The organism is Sulfurimonas sp., assembly GCF_028713515.1.
GTDB lineage: Bacteria > Campylobacterota > Campylobacteria > Campylobacterales > Sulfurimonadaceae > Sulfurimonas.
The window spans coordinates 788,921-808,481 of sequence record NZ_JAQTOD010000001.1 but is presented as its reverse complement, the minus strand read 5'-3'; the positions used below and the strand labels follow the sequence as shown (position 1 = coordinate 808,481).

The following is a 19,561-nucleotide window of genomic DNA, read 5'->3' as shown; positions in this document are numbered from 1 at the left end:
ATATTTAAGTATGTTCCATTAAAATTTGCTTCTAATAAATGCGCGGTGGTAGATCAGTTGGTTAGATTACCTGCCTGTCACGCAGGGGGTCGCGGGTTCGAGCCCCGTCCACCGCGCCACACTTTTTAAATATTACAAATACTAAAAACTAATCCAGACTCAAGCAAATATTACTAATTCTATAAAAGCACATTTTTGTTTGAAATTGACAAACTTCATATGCCATCAAATCTATTTTTTCATCTATACTGCTTTAAACAAAACTCTTTTTTCCGCCTCTATCGTAGAGATCTTTGTATCTAAATGTTATAAAGTTCTGCATTATCGCAAAAAGAATCATAAAGTTCATAAAACTACTTCCACCATAGCTAAACATTGGTAGGGGGACACCTACTACGGGTGCAAACCCTATGGTCATGGCAATATTTACACCCATATATATAAATATCATAAAGGATATGGACGCAGTGATTACTTTAATATAGTAATCACTGCTAAATATGCTTAAGCTTATGAGATGCAGTATAAGTATGATATAGATAGATATTATCCCAAAAGCACCCAAAAAACCTGTTCTCTCGACAAGATAAGCAAATATAAAATCGCTTGTAGCAATTGGTAAAAACTTCATCTGTGTCTGCGTTGAGTCTTCTTTGCTTTTGCCAGTTAACCCACCTGAACCTATTGCGATTATTGATTGTTGCACATGATAAGATGGTTTTTTGCCTATAAAATCCGTAATCCTCTCTTTTTGATAATCGTGCAGTAAAAACTTATATGCAATTGGTGAAAATAGAAGCATTGCACTAAAGATAAAAGCCCATATCTTCCAGTAAACCCCTATAAAAAAAAGGACGCTATAACAAAGAAGAAAGATAACGACTGCTGTTCCTAGGTCTGGCTCTTTGGCAATTAAGATAAATGGAAGAATTATGTAAAAACTTATTTTTAAAAAATCTTTTATTCTGTATCCGTTGATTGGTGGTGGTTTTTTATTTATAAGGTAAGCCAACATCAAAATAAGGGCAGGTTTTACAAACTCAGAGGGTTGGATTGTTGCATTAATGAATGGTATATCTATCCATCTTTGAGCACCAAGTCTTGAGTGACCAAAAACCTCAACTCCCAAAAGGAGGGCGATTGCAGTCCAATATACAAGCGGAATTAACCAGTTCATTTTACGAATTGGTAGGAAAAAGATACCAATAAATGATAAAGTTGCAACACCAATATAGGCTAGTTGTTTTTGAGCAAGCATTTGAACTGCTTCGTTAATTAGCCAGTTTGAAGTAAGCACAAGAGGGATGATTAGGACAATAGAAAAAAAATCAAATTGTGCCAATATCCGCTTATCAATTCTCCACAAAATTACAACCCCATAAAATTTATAGAACTTCTGTGATAAATGTCAAGAAATCTAACACGAAAGAAGAAACTCTTTGTTTTTTTGAGATTTTATCTGATTTTTATATTTTTATCAACAAAAAGTATAAATAACATCGACAAACAAGCCATTTTGGTTTTTATAATTGAATAATTTTAATTTACAAAATGATTAAATTCAGGAACAATTTCTTTTAATTTTTTCAGCTTATTGTCAATACAAAGTAGCTCTTCTATATCTGCATTTAGCTTGCATATATTGTATTTTGTAGGCTTTGCAACTGTAATAGAGTTATACTCAGTTGTATAGTCAGCTTCATCTACAAGTAACTCTTCAAAGAGTTTTTCTCCTGAGCGCAAGCCGATAAACTCTATCTTTATGTTCTCTTTATTGCTAAGTTCAATCATTTTTTTAGCTAAATCTACAATTTTTACAGAGTCTCCCATATCAAGGATAAATATCTCTCCTCCCTTACCAATAGAAGCAGCTTGAAGTACAAGTTCACAGGCCTCTGAGATAAGCATGAAGAATCTTGTGACATCAGGATGGGTTACTGTTATATTGTTACCATTTTCTATTTGGGACTTGAACTTTGGAATCACACTGCCACTGCTTCCCAATACATTACCAAATCTAACTGACACAATCTCTGTCTTATTTTTTTCTTCGTAAACAGGAGAGTTTTCTGAAGAAACTGCGTTTTGGGCATAAAGCTCGCAGATTCGCTTAGTTGCCCCCATTATGCTTGTAGGTCTTACCGCTTTGTCTGTTGATATTAACACAAACTTCTCTGTGTTATATTTTATAGATAGATCAATAATATTTTTAGTGCCTATAACATTGTTTATAATACTCTCTTGTATATTATCTTCAACTAGTGATACATGTTTATACGCTGCTGCATGAATTACAATTTGAGGCCTATGTGTCTTAAAGCTATTCTCTAAAATATCTCTGTTTACTACATTTTGCATAATTCCAACGCACTCTACACCTTTTATCTCCTCAAGCAGGGCATAGAGGTTATACTCACTATTATCAATTGCAACTATTTTTCTTGCACCATATCTTTGGAGTTGTTTACATATTTCACGACCAATACTTCCGCCAGCACCTGTAACTAAAACAACTTTTTCTTTAATGAATAGAGCAATTTTTTCTTTATCTAAATCCTTTGGATAGCGAGCTAAAAGGTCTTCTATGGAGATATTTTTTAGCTCGGATTGTAGCCTGCCATCTTCTAGTATATTATCGGCAGATGATAGAATTTTAATTTCTAAAAATAGATTACGCAGATCATCATATATCTCTTTTGTTTTATCTTTATGTGTAGTCGCGATAGCAAGTAAATCAACTTTTTTATTAACAGTTTTTTCTTTAAACTTTTCTCTCGAAAGTATAGGAATAGAGTCTATTGAACGGTTTTGTAAAGCTTTGTCATCATCTATGAAAAATTTAATTTTGTATTCACTATTTGCAAGTTCATAACTCAGTTTGATTCCATCATTGCCAGCACCATAAATTACCACTGACTTTGTTTTTATGACATTACTTTTGTTTATTAGATAATGGTAAAAATACATAGCAAAGTTAATACTAAAAAGATATAAGAAGAGTTCAGAAGCCAAAAAAGCAATTGTAATCTTTGTATAAAAGAGTGGGACAGAGATCAAAAAGGCAACTATATAAACAAAGCTCTTTGTGAGAAATGTCTTTTGTGAGGCTTTGGACCAAGAGAGTGAGTAGTCATTAAAAATCAAAAATGAAGCCATAAGGCGAATAGATATGACACTAAAAATAACAATCAGATCAACTTGAATATGAAATATAAAAAATGTCCATAAAAATGTAATTGACGATAGTGCTATTATTGCTAAAATATTTAGTATTTTTTTATCTATGTTCATTAGTATTTGTGTTCTAGCTTCTCTTTTAGTATAATTTTTCCAGCTTCTACTCCTGGCTGATCATACGCGTCAATGTGCATAAATTTTGCACAAACTGATGTTAGAAGCTCATACTCATACATAAGCCCGGCGCAACTTCTCTCGCTTACCCCGCCTATGGTGATTACATCGCAGGGGATATCTTGCAGGTTATTTATGGACTCTATTGTAGCATCCGCTTGTTTGTTTATGAGGGATGAAAATTTTATGTTATCCAGATAATTAAGCTCAGAGAGTCCTTCTAGCTTTATTGGTGGAATTATCAAATCACTGTCAAAATCATCTATTTTTATAACCGTTACTGTTTTGTCTCTTTTGCCCTCAACTATTAGCTGTAAAAACGAGTGTTGGTCTATGGGTCCTATGATTCCTATTGGAGTTAAGCCTTGTCTTGAGTTGTTGATATCTATCTTGCCAAGACTCTCGCCCCAAAGTTGGATATACCATTTGTTGAAACCTTCAAGTCTTGATGAGTAAGAAAAAACTACATTTATATTGAAACTATTTTTATACTCTACAAAAAATCTAGCTTTTTTAAGTACTCTTTTATAGCTCTCCTCTTTCAAGAAAAACGAGTTGTAAACATCTTTAGCGCCATGAAGTAGCTCGTCAATATCTATGCCAACGATAGCAAGCGGGACTAAGCCAACCGCACTAAAAACAGAAAATCGCCCACCTACATTTTTTGGTATCTCAAAACATTTCATATTATTTGCTTTTGCATATTCGTTTAGCTTAGAGTCACTCTCTGTTATGATTAGTGTATTGTTTTTGTCGCATTTAATAAGAGAGTTTATATACTTTAAAATGGAAACTGTCTCAACTGTTGTTCCTGATTTTGATATAACAACAAAGAGCGTGTCGTGTAGGTCTATAGCTTCAACTTTTGATTTTATATCTATTGGATCAGTTGTTTCTAAAAAATATAGTTTTTTGTCGAGCTTTTTTGAGTGTTTTAAAAATTTATATATTGCATAAGTGCCAAGTGTACTCCCACCAATTCCTATGACAACTATATTGGACTGTTTGATGGTTTTTGCATACTTCTTAAAAAGAGTTGTGTCTTGAGTTGCAAGATTATAGTAGCCTATATGCTCTTTTTCTTTTACTATTTGATCAAATATGTTTTTATCTGATAGGGTTGGATTAAAGTTGCTAAAATATTTCATCTAGTTGTTACCATTTTTCATAAAAATAATTTGTAGCTTCCACAAAACCATCTATGCTTCCGCAATCAAATCTCTTGCCTTTAAATTTATAGGCGATTACTCCGCCTTTTTTCGCTTGGACAAGCAATGCATCGGTTATCTGAATCTCTCCACCTTTGCCAGGTTTTGTCTCTTGCAAGATGTCAAAAATATCTGGAGTCAAGATATATCTGCCGATAATAGCTAGATTTGATGGTGCATCTTTTGGGTCTGGCTTTTCAACCATATCTGTAATTCTAATAGCACCGTCTTCTTCTGTTTTTCCAGTTACAATGCCATACTTATTACTATCTTCTAGTGGAATTTCTTCGACTGCAACAATGGAGCATCTGTACTTATCGTATAGTTTTACCATTTGAGATAGTACTGAGTCTCCATCATTATCACACAAATCGTCGGCTAGGATTACAGCAAAAGGTTCATTGCCGATAAGAGTTTCACCACAAAGAATTGCATGACCCAAACCCTTCATTTCAATCTGCCTAGTATATGAAAATGTACATTTTTCTATAACATCTCTAATCTCTGTTAAATAGTGCTCTTTTGATGTCCCTTTTATCTGATGCTCTAGCTCATAAGATACATCGAAGTGATCCTCTATGGCTCTTTTTCCGCGACCAGTGACTATTGCCATTGTCTCTATTCCTGCACTTATTGCCTCTTCTACTCCATACTGCAAAAGTGGTTTTGTAAGTACTGGTAACATCTCTTTTGGGATTGCTTTTGTGGCAGGAAGAAATCTTGTTCCATATCCAGCGGCCGGAAAGAGACATTTTTTTATTTTTGTTTTATCTTTTGGCATATTTAGAACCTTTTGCTCGCTTTTGCTAAAAATTTTATCCAACGGGGGCTTAAATTTTTAGCTTATAAACTTTTGCATGTGGATTTTGTACAACTAGTTCAAATAGCGATTTATTATACTCTTCAAGCACCATCAACTGGATATATAGCGAGTTGTATGTCTTCTCATCAAGGACTAAAAAAGTATTATAGCTTGACATATATATTATGCTTAAGTTTGCGCTCTCATTAAAAACATCCACTCTTTTACTAAAGTTAAGTTCTTTGTCATATCCTGTTTGAACAAACCTCTTTAGTGGGATTTTCTCTTTTGAGACAGTTATCGTTTTTTCTTTTGTGTTAAATAAAAAGCCATTTCCTAGGTCAACAATATCACCTTTTTGTTCAAAATTGTTGCTGCTATAGAGATTTGGCTCTTTGCCCATCTCCCCATTCATAAGGTTTATATTTGAAAAAGAGGCAACAGTTGAGTAGATACTTAACATTCTAAATGGTAGATAAAAATAGATATCTCTTGTTTTTTGTGGAAGTTTTATATCTGTTTGGAGTGAGTATAGAAAATCATTAGTGTCGTCGTAACCATAATCCTTACTTATTTGTTCTATGTTTGAGGTAGCTGTTTCGTTTGTCTCTGCATTTTTTTTGAAACCTTTTTCGGTATATTCGACATCAAGTCTTGCTATTTTTGCTGATAATTCGGCAGGATTTGTCAGCATAAAACTAACTGGAAAATTTACACTTCCATCATGTTTTCCGCCATCAATCAGTGTTTTCATGTCAGCATAATAGCGGATAGGATAACCAAAATCCCACCATGCAACAACATAATCTTCTCTGGATGCTTTTGCTTTTAGCATCTCTAAAACCTTAACTTCATCAGAGTTAAATACGGTCGGAACTCTATACTCCACTATATGCTGGATATTTGGAGATAAAATCACAACCGTGAGTGTAAATATAGTCAAGATTTTTATTTTAATATTTGGTATAAATCTAGCAACTTCTGTTATCAAAAATGCAACACCAAAAGCCAAGATAGGTACGGCGTAGATAGTAAATCTAAGTCCACCAACGCTCGCCAAAAAACCAAGCCCAATAAGAGGAATAGCAATAAGCATCACTTTGTGCCTAAAAACAAGATAGATATAGCCAACAATAGAGAGAGCAAAAACGATAACGCTTCCACTTATCCTCTGCGCAAAAACTTCAAAAGGAATATGACCGGCTTCCCTGACTGTTTGCATAACCGAGAAGAAATGGAGCCTCATTCCATGCTCACCTACGATTAGAGCATCTTTGAAAACATATCCTTTTAATTGATCCCAAACAGGATTAAAACCGCCGGAAACAAAAAATAAAATGATTGAGACTCCCAATATATAATAAACAAATTTATCAAATTTATTCTGTTTATATACGAAATATATAGCAGTAATCAGCGGAAATCTTATATATATGTCAATGTTTAGCATAGCAATCATCATAATTGCTAAGAGTTTATAGTTAAATAAATTTTTTCTATCAAAAACTAGCACATAAAAGAGTATAAGAGTAAAAAATGATAATTCCAGTGAATAGCTCTGTGGATACCACAATCTATAGACTAAAATATCAAGTGCTGTTATGAGCAGATATTTCTCTTCGTCTGTTTTTATTGCCCAAATTATTGACCACAATAAAAACATAGGAAGAACTATATTTAGCATATCTGTGTCAAAGTAGCCTATCATTGTTCTATTATAATAGCTATTTGCAATGCTTGCCAGTAGTGCAGCAATAAAACCAAGCTCTAGATTTTTTAAACTTTTACCTATAAGAATTATTGGTATTACAACAAGAGAGCCGAGCACCATTGGCATAAAAAGGATAATGGTTTCAAATGAGAATGGCAATATATAAGCAAAAAATGCTGCAAATTTTGATACCACTTCGGTGACTGGGGATAGATCATTTAGCTCATGATGTCCAGCTAAGATGTCTCTTGCTCCCTCTGCCCAATAGTAGCCATCATTTGTGTTTATCATAAACTGACCATCATGTATAAATGGCTCATAGCCATAAAATTGGTAGTACCAAATCATTCTAGCCGCAATAGAGAAAAGAAGAGCTATAAATATATAAAGAAGTGTTAGTTTTGTCTCTCGTGTTAATGTACTCAATTTTGTATCCTCAAATTACCAGACTTTTATCTCATTGTATAGACTATCGCGCTCAACTGGCGTAAAACCACTATTTTTTATAACCCCGACAAGCTCATCCAGATCAACTCCATTTGCACTTTTTGCGCCAGCAGCAGAATTTATGGACTCTTTTTCTATAGTTCCATCAAGGTCATTTGCACCAAACTCCTGCGCCACTAAAGCTAGATTTATAGTTGAAGTAACCCAATACGCTTTTAGATTTGGTACATTATCTAAGACTATTCTAGAGATTGCCATGGTTCTTAAAATCTCATTTGCAGTCAGTGGTTCTTTTATGGTTAGGTAGTTGTTTTCAGTCTGATAAACAAGCGGGATGAAGCAGTTGAAACCGCCAGTGACATCTTGAAGCTCTCTGATTCTCATCATATGGTCTATGCGATTTGCTCTACTCTCTACATGTCCAAAAAGCATAGTAACATTACTTTTCTTGCCGCGTTCATGCCACTTTTGATGAATATCAAGCCACTGATCGGATGTAACTTTGCCTTTACAGATGAAGTCACGAACTTTCTCATCAAATATCTCCGCTCCGCCACCTGGCATAGAATCAACACCATTTTCAACCATCAAATCAAGAATCTCTTCATAGCTTTTGCCATATTCGCGAGACAAAAAATCAACTTCAGCTGCAGTGAGTGCTTTTATATGAAGATGCGGATAAGCAGTTTTAATTTTTTTAAATATTTCTAAGTACCACTCCAGCCCAGTATTTGGGTTATGTGCAGAGACAATATGCACCTCTTTTATCCCGCGAGAATCTATATCTTTTACAATATCCATAATCTGCTCATGAGTCATAGTGTATTGGTTTGGATTTTTTCTAGTGGCGCTGTATGCGCAAAATTTACACACATCTGCGCAAACATTGGTTGGATTTATATGACGATTTATGTTGAAATATGTTTTTTTACCGTGCATCTTTTTTCTGATGTTATCCGCCAAATCGCCCAAATCAAACAAATCTATATCATATAGGGTTAATGCCTCATCAAATGAGACTCTCTTGCCTGTTAAAATTTTATCTTTTAAATTCATGTTTGTTTTTTTACCTTAATTTTTCTTATATTTTTGGACTGCTCTAAACGCAAGCTTGTCGATGAGCCGAAATATTATCATCTACTTACTTTATTTGAACTATTAAATCTATTTTATAACTCTTATTTGGGTTGAAAAAATAATATTTTTAAGAGAGTTATATTTCTATCTCTCTCTTTATAAGAATTTATAATGTTGATAATAGAATTAAAATAAATAGCATTAAAAAGTAGTTTTATAATTAAAAACATGTCAATAGTGTTAAAGTCTTTTTTTATTTTTTTCAGATAATATAAGCAATAAATTTTTTAGTAAAGTGATTAAAAATGACCACAAAAGCAAGACTTTTACTCGTTGTAACTTTTATGCTGCTAGGCTTAACGGCGGCTACGATAATTAATATTTCTCTCAACTTTAGAGATTATAGTATAAATAGCGCTATTGAAAAATCACAGATGGCCGCCAATATTGTAAAAGACGGGCTAACGGCTCATATGGTTAATGGCATAATGGACAAACGAGAATACTTTTTAAATAAAATTGAAACAAGTAATAATGTAAAGTCATTATGGATAGCAAGAGGAGAAGGTGTTGTTAAGCAGTATGGAAAAGGTCTTTATACTGAAAATGTAAGAGATGCAATAGATAAAGAAGTTCTGCTAAGTGGTAATAGTATAAAGAAGATAACAGAAAACGCAGATAGTACGATACTCAGGGTAACAATTCCATACAAAGCAACAGCTCCAATTGGTGATACAAACTGCTTGACTTGTCATAATGTGCAAAAAGGTGACACGCTTGGAATTGTAAGCATGGAGTTTGATATAAGTGATATGAGAAATAGTGGCATGATGACTATTTTGAAAATTTTCGGTATCAATTTACTATTTATTGTCGTCGTTCTTTTCCTGATTAACCGATATGTTTCTCCATATATGAAACTCTTCTCAAATCTTCAAGATGGTATTAAAAAAGCATACAGTGGAGATTTTACTCATAATTTTGAGACAAAAGTCGGCGGAGATGCTAAAGATGTTGTTGAGCAGATGAACTCACTCTTTAGTAAAATGCAAGAGACTTTCGGTGATATTAAGTACAATCTTGCAACCTTTATCCCTCAAGGATGTGTCTCATCGGCAGACCCACTTCATGAGGCAAAAACAATCATCAACGAACTCTCTGATATATATAAGTTCAAAAAAACCATAGAGCTTGATGCCTCAAAAGATGAAGTTTATAGAAGAATTATAGATATTTTAAAACTAAAATATCATGTTGGTCATTTTGCTTTTTATGAGACAAACAATATTACTTCTGAGAGAAAGTTAATCTTTAGTACCGAAGATAAAAATATATGTTTTGAGAAAACAAATAAAGATGCAACAAATTGTAGAGCATACAGAACAAATAGTGTAACGATTTCAACAGAGTTTCCAAACTTGTGTCAAGCTTGCATTAATGAAAATATTAATTATGTTTGTATACCTTTTAACATAAATCATGATATTTCTCTAACTGTGTCAATGACATCTGAAAATATAGATGAAGTGCATATGATGAAAAAAAATATCGCAAGTATTAAACACTATTTAGAAGCAGCAAAACCTGTTATAGAGAGTCAGATTCTTATGGAGAAATTAAGAGATACTTCACTTAGAGATGGTATGACTGGATTATATAACAGAAGATTTTTAGAAGAGACTATTGACAAGATTATGAGTCAAGCAAACAGAAATAAAATAGGCTATACAATTATGATGATTGATGTTGACTTCTTTAAGATGGTCAATGATACATATGGACATGATGTCGGAGATAAAGTTATTGTGGCTCTCTCTAAAGTATTAAAAGAAAATATTCGTTCAGCTGATTTGGCAATCCGTTATGGTGGGGAAGAGTTTGTTGTCATACTCAACAATCCTACTGATGAGGGCGCTATGATGGTAGCTAAAAAGATTCATTCTGAGTTTGCGGCTCTCTCTTTTGATGTTGGACATAGTGAAAAACTCAAAAAAACAATGAGTATCGGAATGGCTAAATTCCCAACTGATGGCGATACTATTTGGAAATGTATCAAGTATGCTGACACTGCCCTTTATGTGGCAAAAAGTACAGGAAGAAATAAAATAGTTGAGTTCAAAGCAGAGATGTTCCAGGGAGAAGATTTTTAAAATACCGTTTTACTATAGGCTTAATGCTTATAGTAAAAGTAGTTTTGCAGATGGTGTTTAGCTCAAAAGAGTTTTTACACACTCACTTACTCTTTTTCCATCTGCTACTCCAGAGAGTTCTTTCGAGGCAGTACCCATAACTTTTCCCATATCTTTTGCGCTTGTTGCTCCAACTCTGCTTATTATCTTTTTTAGAGCACTGCTTAACTCATCGTCACTCAGTTGTTTTGGTAAGTATGGCATATAGATAGCTATTTCATCAAGTTCTATCTGTACTAAATCATTTCGTCCCGCACTTTTAAACTGAGAAGCTGCGTCGTCTCTTCTTTTAACTTGAGTTTGTATGATTTTGATAATATCTTCATCGTTTAACTCTTTTCTCTCATCAACTTCTATCTGCTTAAAAGCACTCATTAAAAGTCTTAACGCATCTCTTTTTTTTGTATCTTTGGCTTTCATTGCCTCTTTTACATCTTCACTAATTTTCTCTCTTAAGCTCATATTTATGCCTTTTTGTGGAACTGTTATTGCTATCATTATAACAAAAAACTAAAGCGATAACTATGAAAAAAACTTTTTTATTCTATACCATAACTTTTTGTGTTATACTTTTTACATCTGGATGCACTGCAAATTTGACAGACCCTGAGATGGATTTTAAACCGCCGGTTTATGTTGAGCAGATGCCTTCACTTGAAGACAAAAAAGATTTTGGTGCAGTTGGTAGTATCTTTGGGCAGGGCGATAATCCACTCTTTTCAGATCATAAAGCTATGCATGTCAACGATATAGTAACTGTTGTGATTTCAGAGAGTGCGAAAAGTTCAAACACTGGTTCAAAACAGCTAAGCGAGAGTGATACATCGGCTTTGGGTGGTGGCGCTTTTACTTCAACTGGCGCAAATGCGGCAGTTAGTTCTGCTGTTGGGAAGGTAAACGGATTAGCAAATATTGGGTTTAATAGTACTTCAAACAATGCTTATAAAGGGCAAGGAAGTGCCACAAAAGACGCAGCTTTTAACACAACTGTTTCGGCTAGAATAATAAAAGTTTTACAAAATGGGAATTATTTTATCTCTGGAAAGAGAGAAATTTTAGTTGATGATCAAAAGCAGATGATACAAATAGGTGGTGTTATCCGCCCATATGATATTGACCAATACAATAAGATTAGCTCTTCAAAGATTAGTGAAGCAAAAATTTTATATAAAACAGAGGGAGATGTAGAGCGTGCAACAAAACAGGGCTGGGGAACCAAGATTATTCAAGCTATTTGGCCATTTTAGTTTAATATTAATAGTATCGTTTAGTGCGCTTAGTGCAAAAGATAGTTTTGAGGATTTTAAAAAGTCACAAGCCGACTCTTTTAAGTCATATAAAGATGAGAGAGACAACGCCTTTAACAAGTATTTAGAAGAGCAATGGAAGGGTTATGAAGCTTATAAGGGAACACCCCTCTATAAAGAACCAAAACCAAAAGAGATACCGCCAGCCAAGCCAATGGAAGCAAAACCAGTTGGTCCAAAAATCACAATTCAAATTAAAAAAATCATAGAACCAGAAGCCGTAAAAGAACCAATAACTCAGCCAGTAAAAGAGGCTGTTAAAACGCCATCTAAAGAGATATCAAAAGTACTCCCAATAGTAATTGCAGAGCCAAAGATTGATAAAAAAATAGCTGAAGCTATAAAGCAAAAAGATATAACTATCGAATTTTATGGCTCCACTCTTGGCTTTAATGTTTCAAAAGAGCTTAAAAAAGCTTCATTTTATCCTCAAAATCAACAAGGAATATCAAACTTTTTTAGTGCGGCAGCATCTAGTGAACATCAAGATTTAGTCTCTGATGTCATTAGAACTTCAAAAGAGATGAATCTTAATGATTGGGGTATTTATCTGCTTGTTGTGAAGCTTTCAAATGCAATCCACAAAGATCAAGATGATGCAAAGCTTCTTAGTTGGTTTCTTTTTAATAAGCTCGGTTTCGCTGTAAAAGTAGGTTTTGCAGAGAAGCATGTTGTGGTTATGCACTACTCAAAAAAGATTATATACTCAACTCCAAGTTATAACTTTGGAGGTAAAAAGTACTATGTGGTTGATAATTATGCAAAAGGGAGTGTAGGAAAGCTTTACTCTTATGAGCAAGATTACCCAGGATCTACGAAACCTCTGAATTTATCTCTAGATTCACTTCCAAAATTTGAACAAAAATTAGAGAGTAAAACTTTGAGTTTTTCTCAAGCTGGGAAAGAGTATAAAGTTCCATATAACTACAATAAAAATTTAATTGATTTTATGGCAACTTATCCTCAAGCTGACTATGATACATTTTTTAATGCACCAGTTGATACTGCAACATATAAAGCTCTAGTTCCTGCACTTAAAAAATATATAGACGGTAAACAGGCGAGCGATGCTATGAATTTTGTTCTTAGTTTTGTTCAAAAATCTTTTGTGTATGAGCAAGATGATCAACAATTTGGTAGAGAAAAGGTTATGTTTGCGCAAGAGACACTCTTTTTTAGCAAATCAGATTGTGAAGACCGTGCTATTTTATACTCATACCTTATGAAGGAACTTTTTAATGTGTCGATTGTTGGTGTGAAATATGATGATCATATGGCAACAGCTATCTATGTGCCGTTAGACGGTGATAAAGTAAATGTTGAAGCTAAGCAATTTGTGGTAGCTGATCCAACATACATTAATGCAAATATTGGTATGAGTATGCCAAAGTACAAAGCAGTTAAACCGCAAAGCTTTATTTTTGTAAAAAAAGATTGAAGTAAAAATGAACTGTGGCAAAATTGTAGATATAGATGAGAGATCTGCTCTTATAAAATATCTGGATGAGATTCCGTACGCAAACCTGCTTCTAGTTGATGTAGATAATTTTAGTAATTTCAATAATATGTATGGTTTTGACTTTGGAGATAGGGTTTTGATAGAAATATCAAGACTTATAGATATCTCAAAACCAGCACTTTCAAGAGTATTTAGGATTAATTTTGATGAGTTCGCGATTGTTAATTTAGAGATGCTAGACACAAAGCAATTATCTAATATGGCAGAATCAATGATCTCTTTTTTCAATCAAATAGATATAGATGTTGATGATATTTCCGTTAAAGCTTCTATTAGTGTTGGTATCTCGATTGGCAAAGGAAATAATATCCTAAACCATGCAAGAACGGCTATAAAAGAACTTAGAGAACACAGCAGAGGATCATCTAAGATATATGATTCTAATTCTGAATTTATAAAAAAACAAAAAGAGAATGTTTATTGGATAAATAAATTAAGAGATGCTTTTGAAAATGAAAGCTTGCAGCCATTTTTTCAACCAATAATTAACAATAAAACAAAAAAAATAGAAAAATATGAGTGTTTGGTAAGAATTCGCGATGAGGAAACTATTATCTCTCCATATAGGTTTATGGAGGCTTCAAAGCTTACGGGCACATTGTCTCTTGTTACAAGGACGATGATTGAGCAGAGTTTTAAAATGTTTTCAAATAATGATTATGAGTTTTCTATTAATATCACGAATGCAGATTTATACTTAAATTATTTAGAGAATTTCTTATTGAAACAATCTAGAAAATATAATATAAATCCATCCAGAGTGGTGCTGGAGATACTTGAAGATATAGATTCGTTAGATTCACCAGAAATTTTATTACAACTAAATTCGCTTAGATATCATGGCTTTAAAATTGCAATTGATGATTTTGGAAGTAGAAGTTCAAATTTTTCTAGGCTTTTGGAATTTTCACCAGACTATCTAAAAATAGATGGCTCATTTATAAAAAATATTTTAGAAGATAAAAATAGTCTGATTATTGTTGAGTCAATAGTTTTTCTATGTAAAAAAAGTAATATAAAAATAATAGCCGAATTTGTCCACAGTGCAGAAGTCCAAGCAAAAATTGAAGAGCTTGAAATTGACTACTCACAAGGTTACTATTTTGGTGAGCCTAAAGCCGAGGTTAACTATACTTAGTATGTGGGCTAGAATAAGAAGTTATCTTTTGATATTACTATACATATGAATTAGATAACTACTTTTTCATAATAAAGCATAGGTGAAATTTCTATTGTAAAATGGATAAATCTTTGATTGGTGAATTGATTTATTGGTGTGTTTTAGATTATAAAAAATAAAATTCAAACAAACGAGGCATGATGAAGAGTATAAGTTTAAAAATTAGATTATTTGCATTGACAGTAGTTCCAATTTTGGTTGTTTTGGTGTTGTCTGCAGGTAAAATAGCTTACGATATTGGTGTAAAAGAGAATCTTGAGATAACAAAAAATCGTATTCTAGAAGCAGAGTCTTTGGCAAAAGCTATCCATTTTATGCAGATAGAAAGAGGTCTTAGTGTTGGATTTGTTGCTAGTGGCGGAGTAAAAAATGCAGATAAACTATCTGATATTAGAGGAAAAGTTGATAATGCAATTTCTGAAGTTAATAAGATATATGAAAAAACAAAAGGAGACACTTCTGTTTTAAGCAGTTTAAATGAATTTAGTAAAAAAAGAACTTCTATTGATTCACTTAATATAAGTGCTCCTGATACCGGAGCCTACTTTACAAAAATTATTGTTTCTATTGTAGATATCACAACGGTAATCCCATCAAATATGGAAGATAGACAAAGCAGAAACACGATTCAAGCATATACTCATTTAGCTTCAGCAAAAGAGAATTTAGGTCAAATAAGAGCAAATTTAAATGGTGCTTTCACTAAGAATGAGTTTACTGGAGATACATATTTTAAATTTTCTGGAAGTTTTGGTGCATATGGTGTAAACATAAGAAAGTTTATTGCTTTGGCGCCTGATGAAATTAAGAAGTTTTATGAAAATAGCTACAAAGGTGAGGCTGTAGATAAAACAGTTGCTATGATTGATATAGCAAAATCAAAAGGAGTGAGTGGTAATTTTGGAGTTGAACCATCTGTTTGGTTCTCATATGCTACAACTTCCATTGATATGCTTAGAGAAGTTGAAATTGAGTTATATAAAAATATTTATAATCAAATAGATAGAAAAATAGAAGAAGCCTCTTTAAACATAACAATGTTAGCGATTGGGCTTTTTGTGGGTATTTTTATCTTTGCATTCTTTATATTTTTTCTTGTGAAATATTCTATCTCAAAACCAATTGATGATTTTAAAAATACACTTCTTGTAATTGGTTCAAATCATGATTTAACTATAAAGGCTGACGAGAATGCGCCACTTGAGCTTTCTCAAATGGCGCAGAGTTTTAATAGTCTTATTTTAAAACTAAAAGATCTTATAGAAACCTCAAAAATAAGTTCAAGCGAAAATGCTTCTATTGCCCATGAGTTATCCACTACTGCAGTTGGAGTTGGAGAAAATGTTGGTAAGTCTGTAATCGTAATAGACAAGGCAACTAAAAAGGCAAATGATGTAAAAGATGAGATACAAAGAGCAATTTATGATGCGCAAGAGAGTAAAAAGGATATTATTAGAGCAAATGACAATCTAGATTCTGCAAGAAGTGAAATTGTATTGCTTACAATAAAAGTGCAACAGAGTGCAGAACTTGAGACGGAGTTGGCAGGAAAAATGCAAACTCTGTCTCATGAAGCAAATGAAGTAAAAAATATCTTAGGTATTATCTCTGATATTGCAGACCAAACAAATCTTCTTGCGCTTAATGCGGCAATAGAGGCAGCAAGGGCTGGCGAACATGGTAGAGGTTTTGCGGTTGTAGCTGATGAAGTTAGAAAACTAGCAGAAAGAACACAGCGTTCACTTACTGAGATAAATGCAACTATAAATATAATAGTGCAGTCCATCATGGATGTGAGTGGCCAAATGAGTGATAATTCGCAAGAGATTCAGGGATTAGTAGATAGTGCCTCAGATGTTGAGAGAAATATAAATATGAGCGTTTCGATTGTAAAAGAGGCAGTGATGGCAAGCGATAAAACCGTTATGGATTTTCAAAAGGCTGGACTAGATGTAGAGTCTATTGTTACACAAGTATCGGAGATAAATAAAATCTCTTCACAAAATGCTAGAAATGTTGAAGAGATTGCTGCTGCTGCCGAACATTTAAACTCTATGACAGGCGCTCTTCATGCTAAAATAGAGGTGTTTAGAACTTAATGAATACTCTGACCCATAAGGGGCAGAGCCAATATTATTTGATAAGAGAGTTTAACTGCTCTGCGACTTTTGCTTGCTTACTCTCTGCGTCAGCTAGAAGTTCTCTGTTTTTAGCCAGAACATCCTCTGGCGCGTTTGCTACAAATCGTTCATTGTTTAGCATGCCAACCAGCTTATCTATCTCTTTTTGAAGTTTCTCATTCTGCTTTGTTAGGCGGCTGATAATTGGTGCTAAATCTATACTTTTGGTTGGGATAAATGTCTCACAGCTATCCGCAATATCACTAACTGCATCTGCAATTTTTGCATCACAAAACTCAATAATTTCAACTTTCGCCAATTTTGCGATAAACGGAAGCATCATAGCTTTGTCATCTTCGCTGATGCTATCTATCTTAACAAAAGCCTTCTCAATCTTTTGGTTTGCCAAATCAACTAAAATCTTGGCTCTTCTTATGGAGATAATGGCGTCCATAATCAGTTCAAATCTAGCCTCATCTTTTTGACGTTTTTTTGTTTTGAAAGGATACTTTTTAATCATGATAGACTCAGAGCTTTCAAGTGTAGTACCACTTAGTTCATGGTAGAGATACTCTGTAATGAACGGCATAAACGGATGAAGAAGCTTCATTCCCTCTTTAAAAATCGCTCCAAGCTCAACAATAGCGCCTTTATCTGCCTTACTAAGCTCAATTCCCCAGTCACAAAATTCATTCCATAAGAAGCGATAAAGCACAGTTGCTGCATCGTTAAATCTGTACTCATCCATACATGAACGAACCTCTGCAGTTGCCATGTTCAGGCGAGATAACATGTAGCGACCAAGTGAACTCTCAACACAAAAACCTTTTAGATCTGGAAATATTTCAACATTCATTTGTAAGAATTTTGCCGCGTTGTAAAGTTTGTTTGTAAAGTTACGAGTAAGTTCAAGTTTTTCATTACTCATTCTGATATCGCGACCTTGTGCCGCCGAGATTGCTAGAGTGAAGCGAAGAATATCAGCGCTGTACTTCTCAACCATATCAAGTGGGTCGATAACATTACCCTTGGATTTACTCATTTTTTGACCATGTTCATCACGAACAAGCGCGTGAAGGTAGATATGGTTAAATGGTAACTCGCCTATAAAACTCTCACCCATCATCATCATTCTAGCAACCCAGAAAAAGAGGATATCAAAGCCAGTGATTAAGAGTGAGTTTGGATAGAACTCTTGCATATCTTTTGAACTAAAGAGTTTGTCCATGTCTGTATCGCCATTCCCCCATCCAAGAGTAGAAAAAGGCCAAAGAGCTGAGCTAAACCAAGTATCAAGTACATCTTGGTCTTGAGAGATATTTTTAGAGGCACATTTTGGACATGCTTCTTCACTATCTTTTAGACTTGCCCACTCATGCTCACAATCCCCGCAGTAAAATACAGGAATCTGATGTCCCCACCAAAGTTGACGAGAGATACACCAATCACGCAAATCTCCCATCCAAGAGTTATATGAGTTTATCCAGTGAGGAGGGAAAAACTTAGCTTCGCCGTTGTTTGTTTTCTTGATAGATTTTTTTGCTACTTCGCTTCTTACAAACCACTGTTTTGAGATATATGGCTCAACAATGTTTTTACATCTGTAACAGTGTCCTACTTGATGTTTATGGTCTTCTATTTTAACTATAAAGCCTTCTTCATCAAGTCTCTTTACTATGATGTCACGAGCCTCTAAACGCTCTAAACCTTCAAACTCTCCAGCGTACTCATTCAAGATACCTTTTTCATCAAAAACAGTGATAAACTCTAAGTCATGTCGTTTTCCAACTTCATAGTCGTTTTGGTCATGTGCGGGAGTAACTTTAACCACGCCAGTTCCAAAATCTATGGCTACATGAGTGTCTGCGATGATTGTCACTTCTCTATCTGTTAGTGGAAGTTTTACTTTTTTACCGATTAAGTGTTTATAACGCTCATCATCAGGATGAACCATAACTGCACTGTCTCCAAAGTAGGTCTCAGGTCTAGTAGTTGCAACCTCTACAAATCCGCTGTCGTCGGCAAATGGGTAGCGAATATGGTAAAACTTTCCATCATGATCTTCATGCTCAACTTCTATATCACTAAGTGCGCCATCATGTGTACACCAATTTACCATATAATTTCCACGAACGATTAGCCCTTGATTGTAAAGATGAACAAAAGCCTCTTTAACGGATTTTTGAAGCCCATCATCCATAGTAAATCGCTCTCTTTTCCACGCAGGACTTACACCCATTTTGCGGAGTTGGCTTGTCATGATGCCAGCAGATTCTGCTTTCCACTCCCATGCGCGTTTTAAAAATGCTTCTCTACCTATCTCTTCTTTTGTAGTGCCCTCGGCTAGGAGCTGTTTTTCAACCACATTTTGTGTTGCGATTCCCGCATGGTCTGTTCCTGGTTGCCAAAGAGTTTTATATCCATCCATTCTTTTATATCGAGTAATAATATCTTGAAGTGTAAATGTAAGTGCATGACCGATATGAAGACGACCAGTTACATTTGGAGGAGGCATCATGATAGAAAAAGTTTTCCCTTCTTCTACGACAGCGCTGTTTGCGTCTACTTCAAAGTAGCCTCTCTCTTCCCAAATTTTGTAAAATTTATCTTCAGTTTCTTGTGGTTCGTAGCTGTTCGACATATTAAATAC

13 protein-coding genes and 1 tRNA gene are annotated in these 19,561 nt (G+C 34.2%); 6 read left to right on the top strand and 8 right to left on the bottom strand.

Going from position 1 to position 19,561, the window contains the following annotated elements; translation table 11 throughout:
* Nucleotides 1–42 precede the first annotated feature (42 nt).
* Nucleotides 43–119, top strand: a tRNA-Asp gene (locus tag PHV22_RS03985).
* Nucleotides 120–253: 134 nt separating this feature from the next.
* On the opposite strand, the gene PHV22_RS03980 is transcribed toward PHV22_RS03985, so the two are convergent.
* The 6 genes from PHV22_RS03980 to mqnE all read right to left on the bottom strand — a co-directional run bounded on the left by PHV22_RS03980 (nucleotide 254) and on the right by mqnE (nucleotide 8,575).
* Nucleotides 254–1,366, bottom strand: a complete 1,113-nt coding sequence (locus PHV22_RS03980; protein WP_295022978.1) for an FtsW/RodA/SpoVE family cell cycle protein — start codon at nucleotides 1,364–1,366, stop codon at nucleotides 254–256.
* Between the two features lie 173 nt (nucleotides 1,367–1,539).
* Nucleotides 1,540–3,291, bottom strand: coding sequence for a nucleoside-diphosphate sugar epimerase/dehydratase (locus PHV22_RS03975; RefSeq protein ID WP_295022979.1), 1,752 nt, complete (start codon nucleotides 3,289–3,291; stop codon nucleotides 1,540–1,542).
* Nucleotides 3,291–4,499 (bottom strand): glucose-6-phosphate isomerase, encoded by a 1,209-nt coding sequence (locus tag PHV22_RS03970; protein WP_295022980.1) that lies wholly within the window; start codon nucleotides 4,497–4,499, stop codon nucleotides 3,291–3,293. The genes PHV22_RS03975 and PHV22_RS03970 overlap by 1 nt, the downstream gene beginning before the upstream one ends.
* A 7-nt stretch (nucleotides 4,500–4,506) precedes the next feature.
* Nucleotides 4,507–5,340: a UTP--glucose-1-phosphate uridylyltransferase GalU gene (galU, locus tag PHV22_RS03965; RefSeq protein WP_295022981.1), complete on the bottom strand. Its 834-nt coding sequence runs from the start codon at nucleotides 5,338–5,340 to the stop codon at nucleotides 4,507–4,509.
* Nucleotides 5,341–5,389: 49 nt separating this feature from the next.
* Entirely contained in the window at nucleotides 5,390–7,498 is a 2,109-nt protein-coding gene (locus PHV22_RS03960; RefSeq protein WP_295022982.1) for an STT3 domain-containing protein, read from the bottom strand.
* 15 nt (nucleotides 7,499–7,513) lie between these two features.
* On the bottom strand, nucleotides 7,514–8,575 hold the full coding sequence (gene mqnE / locus PHV22_RS03955) for an aminofutalosine synthase MqnE (protein WP_295022983.1): 1,062 nt from the start codon (nucleotides 8,573–8,575) through the stop codon (nucleotides 7,514–7,516).
* 326 nt (nucleotides 8,576–8,901) lie between these two features.
* Between mqnE and PHV22_RS03950 the strand changes: the two genes are divergently transcribed.
* The gene (locus PHV22_RS03950; RefSeq protein ID WP_299945864.1) at nucleotides 8,902–10,746 is read left to right on the top strand and encodes a GGDEF domain-containing protein; all 1,845 of its coding nucleotides are present in this window, start codon (nucleotides 8,902–8,904) and stop codon (nucleotides 10,744–10,746) included.
* A gap of 57 nt (nucleotides 10,747–10,803) precedes the next feature.
* Here PHV22_RS03950 and PHV22_RS03945 read toward each other — a convergent pair whose 3' ends face one another.
* On the bottom strand, nucleotides 10,804–11,247 hold the full coding sequence (locus PHV22_RS03945; RefSeq protein WP_295023245.1) for a GatB/YqeY domain-containing protein: 444 nt from the start codon (nucleotides 11,245–11,247) through the stop codon (nucleotides 10,804–10,806).
* A gap of 62 nt (nucleotides 11,248–11,309) precedes the next feature.
* On the opposite strand from PHV22_RS03945, the gene flgH reads away from it, so the two are divergent.
* The 4 genes from flgH to PHV22_RS03925 all read left to right on the top strand — a co-directional run bounded on the left by flgH (nucleotide 11,310) and on the right by PHV22_RS03925 (nucleotide 16,890).
* Complete coding sequence (flgH, locus tag PHV22_RS03940) at nucleotides 11,310–12,032, top strand: flagellar basal body L-ring protein FlgH (RefSeq protein ID WP_299945861.1); 723 nt, start codon at nucleotides 11,310–11,312, stop codon at nucleotides 12,030–12,032.
* Entirely contained in the window at nucleotides 11,977–13,530 is a 1,554-nt protein-coding gene (locus PHV22_RS03935; protein WP_299945858.1) for a hypothetical protein, read from the top strand. Before flgH ends, PHV22_RS03935 begins: the two co-directional genes overlap by 56 nt.
* Before the next feature lie 7 nt (nucleotides 13,531–13,537).
* Nucleotides 13,538–14,749 carry an EAL domain-containing protein gene (locus PHV22_RS03930; RefSeq protein WP_299945855.1) on the top strand — a complete coding sequence of 404 codons (1,212 nt, stop codon included), beginning with the start codon at nucleotides 13,538–13,540 and terminating at the stop codon, nucleotides 14,747–14,749.
* 182 nt (nucleotides 14,750–14,931) lie between these two features.
* Complete coding sequence (locus PHV22_RS03925) at nucleotides 14,932–16,890, top strand: methyl-accepting chemotaxis protein (RefSeq protein WP_299945852.1); 1,959 nt, start codon at nucleotides 14,932–14,934, stop codon at nucleotides 16,888–16,890.
* 34 nt (nucleotides 16,891–16,924) lie between these two features.
* Here PHV22_RS03925 and PHV22_RS03920 read toward each other — a convergent pair whose 3' ends face one another.
* Nucleotides 16,925–19,552, bottom strand: coding sequence for a valine--tRNA ligase (locus PHV22_RS03920; protein ID WP_299945850.1), 2,628 nt, complete (start codon nucleotides 19,550–19,552; stop codon nucleotides 16,925–16,927).
* Nucleotides 19,553–19,561: the final 9 nt, after the last annotated feature.

What these genes read in the sequence shown, in the direction of transcription:
- PHV22_RS03975 (WP_295022979.1), bottom strand. Translation starts at nt 3,291, where the DNA reads ATGAACATAGATAAAAAAATACTAAATATTTTAGCAATAATAGCACTA.
- PHV22_RS03970 (WP_295022980.1), bottom strand. Translation starts at nt 4,499, where the DNA reads ATGAAATATTTTAGCAACTTTAATCCAACCCTATCAGATAAAAACATA.
- galU (WP_295022981.1), bottom strand. Translation starts at nt 5,340, where the DNA reads ATGCCAAAAGATAAAACAAAAATAAAAAAATGTCTCTTTCCGGCCGCT.
- mqnE (WP_295022983.1), bottom strand. Translation starts at nt 8,575, where the DNA reads ATGAATTTAAAAGATAAAATTTTAACAGGCAAGAGAGTCTCATTTGAT.
- PHV22_RS03950 (WP_299945864.1), top strand. Translation starts at nt 8,902, where the DNA reads ATGACCACAAAAGCAAGACTTTTACTCGTTGTAACTTTTATGCTGCTA.
- PHV22_RS03945 (WP_295023245.1), bottom strand. Translation starts at nt 11,247, where the DNA reads ATGAGCTTAAGAGAGAAAATTAGTGAAGATGTAAAAGAGGCAATGAAA.
- flgH (WP_299945861.1), top strand. Translation starts at nt 11,310, where the DNA reads ATGAAAAAAACTTTTTTATTCTATACCATAACTTTTTGTGTTATACTT.
- PHV22_RS03930 (WP_299945855.1), top strand. Translation starts at nt 13,538, where the DNA reads ATGAACTGTGGCAAAATTGTAGATATAGATGAGAGATCTGCTCTTATA.
- PHV22_RS03925 (WP_299945852.1), top strand. Translation starts at nt 14,932, where the DNA reads ATGAAGAGTATAAGTTTAAAAATTAGATTATTTGCATTGACAGTAGTT.
- PHV22_RS03920 (WP_299945850.1), bottom strand. Translation starts at nt 19,552, where the DNA reads ATGTCGAACAGCTACGAACCACAAGAAACTGAAGATAAATTTTACAAA.